The organism is Burkholderia sp. Ac-20384 (genome assembly GCF_017104605.1).
Taxonomy (GTDB): domain Bacteria; phylum Pseudomonadota; class Gammaproteobacteria; order Burkholderiales; family Burkholderiaceae; genus Burkholderia; species Burkholderia lata.
In genome coordinates this window covers 1-11926 of the sequence record NZ_JAAGPE010000284.1, presented here as the reverse complement: position 1 = coordinate 11926, position 11926 = coordinate 1, and the positions used below count along the sequence as shown (strand labels likewise).

At 65.5% G+C, this 11926-nt stretch carries 12 protein-coding genes; 5 read left to right on the top strand and 7 right to left on the bottom strand.

Features of this window, described 5'->3' with window-relative positions; translation table 11 throughout:
* The 4 genes from G3O00_RS33925 to G3O00_RS33910 all read left to right on the top strand — a co-directional run.
* Positions 1-542 (top strand): hypothetical protein (locus G3O00_RS33925; RefSeq protein ID WP_206145604.1); only part of this gene is annotated, 542 nt, incomplete at its 5' end.
* Between the two features lie 4 nt (positions 543-546).
* Complete coding sequence (locus tag G3O00_RS33920; protein ID WP_206145603.1) at positions 547-1188, top strand: DUF2589 domain-containing protein; 642 nt, start codon at positions 547-549, stop codon at positions 1186-1188.
* On the top strand, positions 1185-1424 hold the full coding sequence (locus G3O00_RS33915) for a hypothetical protein (protein WP_206145602.1): 240 nt from the start codon (positions 1185-1187) through the stop codon (positions 1422-1424). Before G3O00_RS33920 ends, G3O00_RS33915 begins: the two co-directional genes overlap by 4 nt.
* 231 nt (positions 1425-1655) lie before the next feature.
* On the top strand, positions 1656-2807 hold the full coding sequence (locus G3O00_RS33910) for an acyltransferase (RefSeq protein WP_206145601.1): 1152 nt from the start codon (positions 1656-1658) through the stop codon (positions 2805-2807).
* 28 nt (positions 2808-2835) lie between these two features.
* Here G3O00_RS33910 and G3O00_RS33905 read toward each other — a convergent pair whose 3' ends face one another.
* Complete coding sequence (locus tag G3O00_RS33905) at positions 2836-3660, bottom strand: multidrug ABC transporter ATPase (RefSeq protein WP_206145600.1); 825 nt, start codon at positions 3658-3660, stop codon at positions 2836-2838.
* 260 nt (positions 3661-3920) lie between these two features.
* On the bottom strand, positions 3921-5189 hold the full coding sequence (fabF, locus tag G3O00_RS33900; protein WP_206145599.1) for a beta-ketoacyl-ACP synthase II: 1269 nt from the start codon (positions 5187-5189) through the stop codon (positions 3921-3923).
* A gap of 179 nt (positions 5190-5368) precedes the next feature.
* Between fabF and G3O00_RS33895 the strand changes: the two genes are divergently transcribed.
* Positions 5369-6400, top strand: a complete 1032-nt coding sequence (locus G3O00_RS33895; RefSeq protein WP_206145598.1) for an AraC family transcriptional regulator — start codon at positions 5369-5371, stop codon at positions 6398-6400.
* 150 nt (positions 6401-6550) lie between these two features.
* Here G3O00_RS33895 and G3O00_RS33890 read toward each other — a convergent pair whose 3' ends face one another.
* The 5 genes from G3O00_RS33890 to G3O00_RS33870 form a co-directional block, all read right to left on the bottom strand.
* Positions 6551-7615: a 2-aminoethylphosphonate aminotransferase gene (locus G3O00_RS33890; RefSeq protein WP_206145597.1), complete on the bottom strand. Its 1065-nt coding sequence runs from the start codon at positions 7613-7615 to the stop codon at positions 6551-6553.
* Complete coding sequence (aepY, locus tag G3O00_RS33885; RefSeq protein WP_174930360.1) at positions 7615-8796, bottom strand: phosphonopyruvate decarboxylase; 1182 nt, start codon at positions 8794-8796, stop codon at positions 7615-7617. Before aepY ends, G3O00_RS33890 begins: the two co-directional genes overlap by 1 nt.
* Positions 8793-10478, bottom strand: coding sequence for a phosphoenolpyruvate mutase (gene aepX / locus G3O00_RS33880; protein WP_174930359.1), 1686 nt, complete (start codon positions 10476-10478; stop codon positions 8793-8795). The genes aepY and aepX overlap by 4 nt, the downstream gene beginning before the upstream one ends.
* Complete coding sequence (locus G3O00_RS33875) at positions 10475-11242, bottom strand: phosphocholine cytidylyltransferase family protein (RefSeq protein ID WP_011355512.1); 768 nt, start codon at positions 11240-11242, stop codon at positions 10475-10477. Before G3O00_RS33875 ends, aepX begins: the two co-directional genes overlap by 4 nt.
* A 36-nt stretch (positions 11243-11278) precedes the next feature.
* Positions 11279-11926: lysylphosphatidylglycerol synthase domain-containing protein (locus G3O00_RS33870; protein WP_206145596.1), on the bottom strand; the 648-nt coding region annotated here is incomplete at its 5' end.

Sequence of the window (11926 nt, the reverse complement as noted above, 5' to 3'; positions counted from 1 at the left end):
TTACACTCTTTCCCCACCCGGCGCTCTTCCGAGCTGGGGCGGCCGGTGAGGGCCCCGACCCGCTGCGCGACCGGATCGACGCCTTGCGTTCGTCGCGCGTCGCACGCGAGCTGGGCAGCAACCTGCACGCGCTGCTCGGCGATGCACTGACGCAGGCGATGCGTCGCGCGGAGCCGTCGCTCGATGCGCTGCGCGCGGGCCTGCTCGACGTGCTCCACGCGTCGCTGGACGGTAGCCTGGCGGACGTGTTCGACGTGAGCGATCGCAAGGATGCGGGACGTGCGTCGTTCGATGCGGCGGTCGACGCGAGCTGGGAGGCGCTGCGCAGCCTGATCGACGCGGCCGCCGAGCGCCAGCGCGGGATCCAGGCGGAGACCGCCCGCGTGCCGTCGCTCGCGGTGACGCTGGACCCGGCCGCGCTGCAGGGCATTCCGGCCGAATTCGTGCAGACGCTGACGTTGCGCGCGAAGCTGCGCAACTACAAGTGGGTGCTCGTCGGCGAAGGCGGCCGCGAGCGCGACGAACTGGTTGTCACGGAGTGATGCCATGACCGATTCCATCAGCCCCGTCGTCGATCTGCAGTACTTGTTTGCCGCGCCGATCGAGGCCGTGATCGAAGCCGACTTCATGGCGGCGCGCCAGTTCGTCCGGTACGTCCGCGAGTTTGGCTTCGTGCAGAACGCGTCCATTGTCTGCGAACCGGACGACCCGGACGGCACCGACTTCGGCGAACTGCGGATGATCACGTTCTTCTACGAACAAGTGGTCGGCAAGGACAAGACCGAGTGGCGCCGCGTGCAGGTTCCGGTGCTGTCGCTGATTCCGCTGCCGCTGCTCGAAGTGAAGACCGCGACCTTCGATTTCGGTGTGCGTCTGCTGCTCGCCGAGCGCGTGCAGGCGCCGTGCGCGATCCCGCTGCTGCCCGGCGATGCGGACGACGACGCGCCACGCCGGTATCGCTGGAGCGCCATGCTCGCGCGCGGCCGGCCCGAGGCCGGCAGCCAGTCGCGCGAGGACGTGTCGCCGTTTCTCGAGGCGAACATCGGCGCCAAAGTCGAAGTCGGGCAGGCCGGCATCCCGGCCGGCATCGGCAACCTGCTGGCGCTGCTGGGCATGAATACCCAGGTCGGCGGCGCCGGCACCCAGGCCACCGGCGAAGGTGGCGATCACGCCAGGAGGGAGTCATGAAGACGAGCGAGAAGATGCTGAACGACGCGCCGGGTTTCACGTGCCCGGTCTGCGCGCGCGGGCGGGTGAAGTTGTCGCTGGCGGATTTTCTCGGCAGCAGCGAGGTCCGCTGCCCGATGTGCGGCACGTCGTTCCAGATGGACAAGACGGGCTGCGCGGAACTGGTGGATCGGCTGCAGGATCTCCAGGTTGCGCAGCAGAACGTCCGGCTGCTGGAGAAGAAAACCGATCGGTGAAAGGGGGCGAGTTTGCTGCGGCCCGTGGGGCGTTGCGCCGCAGCAAACGGCCGACCGAGCGCCACCCGCCCCGGGCGTCCCGCCGGGGCGGCCTGCATGTCGGGATGGCAGCGGGATTTTTGAAGCAATTTCATTCCGATATTTTTCATACAAAATCCCGGCGGCATATCGGCGTGCCGAAGCGGGGGCGCCGGTCTGCTGCCCATCCACCGTGCCAACGGAAACCAGCCGATGAACCATCGCGTCACGCAGTTGACCGGGTTGCGCGCCGTCGCGGTCGCGATGGTGGTGATCGGACATGCCGAGCACGTGCTGCCAGGCGGCTACACGGGCTGGTACGCGCCGTTGCGGCTGATCGCCGACGGCCGGCTCGGCGTGCTGATCTTTTTCGTTCTGAGCGGCTTCCTGATCACCAACGTGTTGCGCGCCGAGTTCGCGCGCACCGGTGGCATCGCGCTGACGTCGTTCTACGTGCGCCGCGCGCTGCGGATCTGGCCGGCCTGCTACGTCTATCTCGCGGCGGTCGCGATCGTGGCCTTCGCGGGCTGGTTCGACGTCGACCGCCGGCAGTGGCTGTATGCGGCGCTGCACCTGTGGAATTACTCGGCGTGGTTCGGGCTGACCGGCGACAACACACTGCATCCGGACGGCGCGTGGTACCTCGGCCATTTCTGGTCGCTTGCGCTCGAGGAACAGTTCTACTGGTTCTGGCCGCTGCTGTTCGTGTACGGGATGCGCCGTGGCGGTACGCGCTGGCTGGCCGTGTTGATCCTGGTCGTGCCGCTGGTGCGCGCTGTGACGTATTTCGTTGCGCCCGCGCTGCGCGGGCAACTCGGGATGATGCTGCACACGGGCGTCGATCCGATTCTGATCGGCTGTTATGTGTCGCTCAATCGTGAGCGGCTTGAAGCGTGGATTCGTACGTGGCGTGGCGAGACGCGTATCGTGACGGCGATCATCGTTGTCGTGCTGATCGGCATGCCGCTTGCCGAACATCGGCTCGGTGGGTTCTGGAATGCGACGTACGGCGTGACGCTCGAAGCCGCGCTGATCGCGATCGTGATCGTCGTGCTGAATTTCCGTAATGAGTTCTGGTGCGCGCGATGGCTGCGTACGCGGCCGGTCGTGTTCGTCGGCACGATCTCGTTCAGTCTTTATCTGTGGCAGCAGCCGTTCGCGAATCCGGATCTGGCCGTGCCGCATGCGTTCCCGCTCGGGATCGTGTGGGCGCTGATGGCTGCGACGGCCAGCTATTTCCTCGTTGAGAAGCCGTTCCTGCGGCTGAAGGATCGATATTCGGCGCGCGAGGCGCGACGCGTGCGGGACGACGCGCTGCGGATGCCGGCGTCGGGCGAGGCGATCGGCGCGAAGGTGGCGGAGTAGGCGGGCGGGGCGGTGCCCCGCCTGGGCCTTACTTGAAGCGCTTCATTGCGGCAGGCGAATACCAGAAGTTTCGGAACATATCGATTCCGTACGTCTTGCCGTCGTAGTGGACGACCGTGCGCGCGGTGCGCTTTCCCGTATCCGAGTATTCGCCGTCCTTACGCTGCGTCTTCGTGATGTGGGCGGTGATCGACAGATCGGCGAAACCATGGCTCGACGTTTTATCGACGGCGACTGTCATTCGGGCCTCTTCGCTGCTCGCATCGCCGACGCCCGGGCCGCAGGATTCGCCTTCGACACTGACCCACCCGCGGAGGTTAGTGCCGAATACCGAACGGATGTGGTTGCCTTCACGTACCCATAGCGTCAGTTCCCCGTCCGCGTCGGCATCGGGACAACTCGCCCCTCGCGCGCTGCTGGTGAACACAACGCCGAATGCGCGCAGGTCAGGCGACAACTGGTACCGCGCCGTATCGATGCGATAGCTGTTCTCGCCGATTTCGGTCGTCGCGTCTTCCTGGACCACCGACTTATCAGCCGCCACGACCTTGCCGCCTTCGACGAGCGCGACGACCTGCAGCTTTTCGCTATCGTCGGGATTCTTGCTCTTCGGCAGCGAATCGAGCGCGACGGCCGCGATTGTCGTGTCCGGCGCATTCGGCATGACCTTGCACGCCGATGCAACGACGAGCCGGTCCGTGTCGCGCGTGGCAATACGTGCGCTGGCGATGCCGGCCCAGCGGGCGACGGCGGTGACGGTATCGTCGCCGCAAGGCTGGTTGTCGGCGGCGTGAGCGGCGGAGGCGGCGACGAGCGCCAGCAGCGGGGCGAAGCGGAGGATTCTTGTGGTCACGATGAGAACAGGTTCTTCACGGGTTGTCGTGGATGTCGCTTACCGACCCGAAGCGTACCCCAACACGCGGAAAGATCGTCCGAGTGCTTGACCGCATCTGTGCCGCCACATGTATCGGACCCGCTTCGCGGGCGCAACGCAGCCCCGATCTCAATCGGCAAACGTGGACGGATGCGCGCGGAACCTGCAGCCCGTCGCATCCTTCGCTGATGATGGCGCTGGGGCCGGTGTTCGAGCGTTTCCTTCGGCTTGAAGCCGGATCAAAGTCGACGGAATACCAGACTGGCATTGACGCCCCCAAAACCAAAGCCGTTGGAGATCGCATATTCCGTCGATATGCTGCGGGCCGATCCGGTGACAATATCGATGCCTTCAGCTGCGGAGTCCGGCTGGGTCAGGTTCAGCGTAGGAGGCGCGAGCTGGTCGCGCAGCGCAAGGACGGTGAAAATCGCTTCCACGCCGCCGGCAGCCCCGAGCAAATGTCCTGTCGACGCCTTGGTGGCTGAAACGGCGGGACCGCGACCCGATCCAAATACAGTCTTGATGGCCGCCAGCTCGCTGATGTCGCCGACGGGCGTGGACGTCGCATGAGCGTTCAAATGCCCGATCAGCTCAGGGGCAAGATTCGCCTGCCGAATCGCGAGTTCCATCGCGCGTCGTCCCCCGGCACCGTCCTCGGGCGGCGACGTCATATGGTATGCGTCGGCGCTCGTGCCATAACCGAGTACTTCGGCGATGGGGGTGGCGCCTCGCCGCAGCGCGTGTTCCAACTCTTCTATGACGAGCATGCCGGCGCCTTCTCCCATGACGAAGCCGTCTCGCCCGGCATCGAACGGGCGAGATGCCTGCACCGGATGATCATTGAAGCCCGTGGACATGGTTCTTGCCGCGGCGAACGACCCCAGGCTGACTCGATCGATGCAGGCCTCCGCGCCACCGCACACGGCAATGTCGGCTTCGCCCGCCCGAATCAGGCGCGCTGCGTCGCCAATCGCCTGCGCGCTGGCGGCACAGGCCGTAACCGGTGCGCCCAGGGGGCCGCGAAGGCCGTGGCGGATGGAGATGTGGCCAGCGGCCATGTTGGCCAGGAAGCTGGGTACGGTGAAGGGAGAAAGCCGTCTTGGCCCACGGTCGTCAGTGATCCTGACCGCCTCCACAATTGCACCGAACCCGCCCACGCCAGACGCGACGATGGTTGCGGTTCGTTCGCGAGCGCTCTCGGTTTCAGGTCGCCACCCGGATTGATTCAAGGCCTCTTGCGCGGCGCCCAGCGCAAACAGGCTGAACCGGTCCATCTTCTTCTGGTCCTTGGGGTCTGCAGCGAGGGCAGGATCAAATCCCCATGGACAGTCAGGCGTCAGCACGGGCACGACGCCACCGACCTTCGACGCAATTCCGTCCGTGACATCGTCGGGCAAGCTGACCACGCCCGAATGGCCCTTCAGGAGACGGCTCCAGACGGATTCGACTCCGCATCCCAATGGCGAAACCATACCCATGCCAGTCACGACAATGCGTCTTGTATTCAAACCGTGCTCCTCTTTTGACCGATGAAGACAGGCCGCCGGCGATTGGCGCAATGCGCCATCCGACAACTATCACGAAGTTCAGAAATCACGAAGATGTCGCGTCAGTATAGGTATGGGGCGGGTAAGGAATTCGCACATCGCGCCAATTAATATGCAAAACGCGCCATAATGATCCAATCATGAATCTGCCCCGCCAACGTCCCCTGACTGTTTCGGCGCACTTCCTGCACGGGATGTTGCGTGCCGTTCGCACGCGTCACGGAGAAGACGTGACGGCACAGGTCCTCGCGAGCGCCGCCATCCCGCAGTCTCTTCTCAATCAACCCGATGCACGAATCACGCGGCAGCAGTACGTCGCGTTGTATCGGACGGTCGCGGCGTCGCTCGATGACGAGATGCTGGGGCTATGGTCCAGGCCAATCAGGGGCGGCACGTTGAAGTACCTGATGCTCAGCCTGCTGGACGCGCCAACGGTATTGGTCGTGTTCAATCGTTTTGTTCGTTTCTGGAATTTGCTGCTGGATGACTACCGGTTGCACATCTCAACGAAGAATGATCTGGTGCGGCTGGCGCTGGTTGAGCGGATGCCTGGCACGCAGGTTACGCCCCTTGGGCATGAGTTGATGATGAAACTGGCTCACGGCATAGCGTCCTGGCTACTCGGCAGGGAACTTGCGCTGCAACGGGTCGAGTTCGGTTTCGCCAGGCCCAGGTACGTAGAAGACTACGCATTCCTGTTTCCCGGGGCGGTGCAGTTCGATTCCGGGATGACGAGCATCCATTTCTCGTACCAGGATTGTGCCGAGCCGTTCAAACGCGAAAAGCACGAACTATGGGCTTTCCTTAACGCCGCACCCGGAGCCTGGACTTTCAGCGTATTTCATCATGGTTCGATCGTTGCCAAAACGCGCGAGTATCTTGAACGGAATATCGCGCAGCCGTTGACGATACAGGCGCTCGCGCAGGCGTTGCATACGTCTGTACGCACGCTCAATCGTAGATTTGCGGAAGAGGGCACCCATTTCCAGCAGGTGAAAGACGGACTGCGGCGGGATATCGCGGTCGATCGGCTGACAAATTCGAACACCAGCGTGGCCGTGCTGGCATTTGATCTTGGCTTTTCCGACGCTACCGGTTTTTGTCGTGCGTTCAAACATTGGACTGGCAGTAGTCCTACGGATTATCGCAAGGATACGCGTCGAGATGAGTGACGAGAACACGTCGGGAATTGACGGCACGTGTCGAATAGCCGGAGCTGGCCGAACGCCGGCAATGGGGGCCGGTGTTTTCGAGAAATCCGAGGAGAATAAAAAAAGGCCCTTGCGGGCCTTTCGTCGACAACTGAAGGGACGGGCGAACGCTTACCGCGTCAGTGCCGTGAACCCCTCCAGCAACCGATCGACATCAGCCGCCTGAATCGCGCCCATCGTCGAGATGCGGAACAGTTCCTTCGACAGCCCGCCTTGCCCCGCGTAGATCACGAAGCCACGTGCCTTCAGCCCGTCGTGCAGCGTCTCGTACGTCACCCCTTGCGGCAACCGGTACGCACGCAGCACAACCGACGATTCACCTTCCGCCAGCACCAGCGGCATCCCGCGCGCGGCAAGCCCGGCTTGCGCCTGATCAGCCAGCGCCTTGTAATGCGCATGCCGCGCACGCCAGCCGCCAGCCTCATCGAACTCACGCAGCGCCTCGACGAGCGCGTAGTACGCGTGCACGGAAGGCGTAAACGGCGTATTCCGCTGATCCTGCAGCTTCGCCAGACGACCGAGGTCGAGGTAGTAGGTACGGCTTGCGGCCTTCGCGAGCGCACGGCGGCGCACGATTACGAACGCTGCGCCCGGCACGCCGTGCAGGCACTTGTTCGCGGTCGCGGCAACGGCATCGATATCGCCACCGGCGAAATCGATCGCTTCCGCGCCGAAGCTGCTCACACCATCAACGAGCATTTTCACGCCACGCGAGCGGCAGACCTCGGCAATCGCACCGAGATCGTTCAGGCGACCCGTCGTCGTTTCATGATGAATCACCGCGACGTGCGAATATCCACCCGCATCGAGCTTCGCACCAATCTGCGCGAGATCAGGCGCCTGCATCCACTCATGCTTGAGCACATCATGCGCGATTCCATACTGCGTCGCGATCTGCGTGATCCGCTCGCCATACACGCCGTTCTCGATCACGAGCAGCTTGCCGTCCTTCGGCACGAGCGCCGCGATCATGCTTTCGACCGCGGCCGTGCCCGACCCCGTCATCAGCACGGCCGTCCACTCAGCCGGATCGAGTTCATACGCGGCGACGAGACGCGCACGCGCCTCATCCTGCAGATCGAAGAATTCGCTTTCGCGATGGCACAGATCGGGTTGCAGCAGGCTGCGGCGCACGCGTTCGGTGAGCGTGACCGGGCCGGGGTTCAGCAGCAGCATCAATGGGCTCCTTCAACGTGGGCTTCGGTCTGCGCGGCGCCGATGTGCCGCATCAGACGATTCTTGACCTCGACCGGCGTGACGGTCGGGCGGGGCAGGCCGTCGGGCACGCCGGTGCGGATCGCCAGACGCACGAACTGCGCACCGTCGGCCGGCGCGGCAAGCGCCGTATCGAGCACGTCGAGCGTATCGCCTTCGACCGCCGACGCATATCCGCACGCGGCAGCAACACCCGCGAACGAAACATGTTGCGACACGGTGGCCTGGCCACCCGTCGATTCGTGCGCGCCGTTGTCGAGCAGCACGTGCGTGAGGTTCGCCGGGCCGTAGGTACCCAGCGTCGCGAACACGCCCATGCGCATCAGCGCGGCGCCGTCGCCGTCGACCGCGACCACGCGCAGGTCGGGGCGCGCGAGCGCGAGGCCGAGCGCCATCGGCGTCACACAACCCATCGAGCCGACCATGTACAGCTGGTTCGGACGATCGTCGATTGCGTAGAGTTCGCGGCCGCAGAAGCCGGTCGACGCGAGCACGACGGTCGAATCGACCGGCGTGTGCGCGATCACGCGCTGCAGCGCGTCCTGGCGGGTCGGCCACGCGGCAGGCGATTCGGCACGTGTCGCCGATTGCGCAGCGACATGCGCGCGCGGCTTCGCGGCCGGGTTCGCCTTCAGCTCATACGGCGCGACGCTGCCTTTCTGCATCACGAGCGCGTACGGGCGGCCCGTCGCGTCCATGTGCGCGATCGCACGGTCGAGTGCCGGGCCGACCTGTTCCGGGTCGGTCGGGAACGTCTCCCACGGGATCTCCATCGTGTCGAGCATCGCGGGCGTGATCGGGCCCATCAGCGCGTGCTGCGGCTCGTCGGCCACGCCCGGCTGGCCGCGCCACGTGACGATCAGCAACTGCGGCAGGCGGAACGTCCACGTGAGCGACGTGAGCGGGCTCACCGCGTTGCCGAGCCCCGAGTTCTGCATCATCGCGATCCCGCGCTTGCCGCCGAGCGTCGCGCCCGCGATCAGCGCGACCGCGTCGCCTTCGTTCGCGGCCGACACGTAATTCAGCGTCGGGTCCTGCAGCACGTAATTGATGAACGGCGTCAGGTACGAGCAGGGCACGCCCGCGTACCAGTCGAAGCCGCGCTCGCGCGCGGCCTCGACGAACTGGGCCGCTTCGATCATTGCGCGCCCCCGTTGCCGGCACCCGGTTCGGACAGCGGCGTTTGACCGTGCGCGAAGTCGCCCGCGCGGCGGAAGTCTTCGAGATCGTTGACGCCGCGCCAGTGGCCGTGCACGTACTGCACCTCGATCTTCTCGCCGGCGGCGATCAGCTCGTTGAGCAGCGACGGGATGTCGAGCGTGTCGAAATCAGGACGCGCCTGCAGCGTCGCGAGCATCGCCTTCAGGCGGTCGACACCGGCGCCGCGCACGTTCAGCAGGCCGATCCAGCGGCCGTGCGGCGTGCCTGCGGCGACGTCGCTCGAGACGCGTTGCAGGTAGGTCTTCTGGCCGAACAGGCCGCGATCGTCTTCCGCCGAGCAGAGCGCGAAATCGCGCACGCTCTGGTTGGTCTCCGTCAGCGACGAATCGACCACCACGCTGAACTCGGCCTCGCTCTCCGCGAGGTCGCGCACGATGTAGCTGCGGAACAGCAGGTCGCCGTACGAGATCACGGTGTCGCCGGTCAGGCGTTCGGCCGCGCACGCGAGCGATGCGAGCTCGCCCGTTTGTGCATGGCGTTCGTTGACGACGAGCTTGATGCCCGACGTGTCGATCGCATCGGCGCGATAGCCGCCGACCACGGTGATGTCGTTCACGCCGTGCGTCTTGAAGCCGTCGACGAGCCAGCGCAGCAGCGGCTTGCCGGCGACCGGCAGCATGACCTTCGGCTTGTCTTCGGTCACGGCTTCGAGGCCCTTGCCGCGGCTGGCTGCCAGCACGATCGCCGCGTTCGACGCGCGCGACGACGACGACAGGTAGATACGCTCGGCCGCCGAGTACTCGTCGGCGTCCTGCAGGCGGAAGATCTCGTTGACCGATGCAACGCGGTCTTCGACGTTGATCAGCGTTTCGCTCTCGTGGATCTCGCGTGCAGTCGCCTGCATCGCGGATGCCGACGCGCGGATCAGGTGGTTCGCCCAGATCACGGTGCTGATGCCGGCCTGGCGGAACACGTCGGTCGGCGTGCTGTAGTACTTGGTCGGCACGATCACGAGCGGCGCCTTGCCGCTCCATTCACGCGCGAACTGCAGGATCTCGTCCGGGCGCGACAGCTTGCTGTGGATCAGGATCGCGTCCGCGCCGGCTTCCGCATACGCGTTCGCGCGGCGCAGTGCCTCGTCCATCCCCCAGCCGGCGATCAGCGCTTCGACACGCGCGACGATCGAGAAGTCGGGATCGGTCTGCGAATCCTTGCCGGCCTTGATCTTGCCGCAGAACTCGTCGATTTCCGCGAGCGGCTGGCGCTCGCCGCCGATGAAGCTGTTGGTCTTCGGGAACTGCTTGTCCTCGATGCAGACGCCGGCGATGCCGCGCTGCTCGAGCTTCTTCACGAGGCGGCGCACGTTGTTGAAGTTGCCGTAGCCGGTGTCGCCGTCGAGCAGGATCGGCAGGTCGCTCGCGTCCGCCATGAATTCGAGCACGTCGACCACCTGGGTCCAGCTGGCTTCGTTGTTGTCACGCACGCCGAACTGCGCGGAGATCGCGAGGCCCGATGCCCAGATGCCCTTGAAGCCGGCTTCGCGGACGATCCGCGCGGACAGGCCGTTGTGCGCTTCCATCAGGAATTCGAGGTCGCTGCTGACGAGCATGCGGCGCAGGCGCGCGCTGCGCGATTCGGTGAAATTGGGTTCGCGTGCGTTCATCGTGCGACTCCTGCGGTGGTGCGTTGAATCAGGGGGAGGATTTCTTGCGTGGCGCGAGCGACGTCGTTCGGGAAGTCGATCTCGATCCACGGCGAGCCGGTGACGTCGGCGACGTCGAACGAATGACCGCCTTCGAGCAGCAGGTCGCGCACGGCTTCCTCGTGCGGCATGTTCGCGCGGCCGCTGTCGACGTAGCCCGCGACGATCGTCGCGAGGCGGCGCGCGGTGCCTTCGGTGAAGCGGAAGAAGCCGACCGATTCGCCGATCGTGTCGTACTCGAGGTCGACCGCGAGCTGCTTGCGCAGCTCGACCGGCACGCCGTTCTTCAGGCACAGCTTGACGGGTTCGTCGCCGGCCTCGAAGTCGCGGTCGATCAGCAGGCGGTCGACCGCCTTGTCGGAATCGGCCACCAGCGCGTGCAGGATGTTCTCGTCATACAGCACGTCGGCGTCCATCAGCAGCACGTCGCCGCCGCGCGTCATCGCCTCGGCGACGGTATGCACGGTCAGCACGCTGCCGAGGTCGTAGCGGTCGTTGATCACGATCTCGGCCTGGCGGCCGAGACGCTTCAATTCCTGCTCGACCTTCTCGTGCTGGAAGCCCAGCCCGAGCACGATCTCGTCGACGCCCGCGGCATCGAGTACGCGCAGATGGCGCTCGAGCAGCGACACGTCGTCGAAGCGCAGCAGGCACTTCGGGAACTGCGCCTCGGGCGGTTGTTGCAGGCGCAAGCCGAGGCCTGCCGCAAGAATGATGGCTCGCATGGGTTCTCCAACCAAAAAGCCGGCGGATCTGAACGATCAGTCGGCGAGCGGCTGCGGCGCACGGCGCCGCTGCCAGTTTCTTTCACTGAAATGCAGATAGAGCAGGCCGGGCAGGCCGAGCGCGAGTTCGCGCGCGCGTTTCGCAAGCGACAGCGCGAGCGCCGCGTCGGGCGGCAGTCCGACCAGCGGCGCGAGAAGCAGGTAGCCGCCTTCCTGCGCGCCGAGCGAGCCCGGGATCGCGAAGGCCGCGCCACGAATGGCCTGGCCGACGCTCTCGAGCAGCAGCGCGTCGAGCCAGCTCACCGGGTGCCCGAGGAAGTGCAGCGCGAGCCACACTTCCGCGGTGCCGACGATCCAGCCGACGAGACTCAATGCGAACGTCTTCGCGACCTTCGCACGATCGCGGTACAGCGCGCCGACCGCGTCGTCGATCGCGTCGGCACGGGTGGCCAGCGATGACCAGTCGCGCGGGCCGAGCAGTTTCGACGCGAGACGCAGGCCGCGGCCGAACAGCCCGCGCCGCTGCGCGACGTAGAACAGCGCGGCGAGGGCGCCGAGCACGCCGGTGGCGATCAGCGCGGGCGTGCGCAGGTGCGCGACCGATTCGTGCGTCGCATACAGGCTGAACGCGGCGATGCCGATCAGCGCGAACGCCATCTGCGAGAGCGCCTGCATCGTCGTGCA

Coding starts and splice junctions, on each gene's coding strand:
- G3O00_RS33920 (WP_206145603.1), top strand. CDS start 547: ATGACCGATTCCATCAGCCCCGTCGTCGATCTGCAGTACTTGTTTGCC.
- G3O00_RS33915 (WP_206145602.1), top strand. CDS start 1,185: ATGAAGACGAGCGAGAAGATGCTGAACGACGCGCCGGGTTTCACGTGC.
- G3O00_RS33910 (WP_206145601.1), top strand. CDS start 1,656: ATGAACCATCGCGTCACGCAGTTGACCGGGTTGCGCGCCGTCGCGGTC.
- G3O00_RS33895 (WP_206145598.1), top strand. CDS start 5,369: ATGAATCTGCCCCGCCAACGTCCCCTGACTGTTTCGGCGCACTTCCTG.
- G3O00_RS33890 (WP_206145597.1), bottom strand. CDS start 7,615: ATGCTGCTGCTGAACCCCGGCCCGGTCACGCTCACCGAACGCGTGCGC.
- aepY (WP_174930360.1), bottom strand. CDS start 8,796: ATGATCGAAGCGGCCCAGTTCGTCGAGGCCGCGCGCGAGCGCGGCTTC.
- aepX (WP_174930359.1), bottom strand. CDS start 10,478: ATGAACGCACGCGAACCCAATTTCACCGAATCGCGCAGCGCGCGCCTG.
- G3O00_RS33875 (WP_011355512.1), bottom strand. CDS start 11,242: ATGCGAGCCATCATTCTTGCGGCAGGCCTCGGCTTGCGCCTGCAACAA.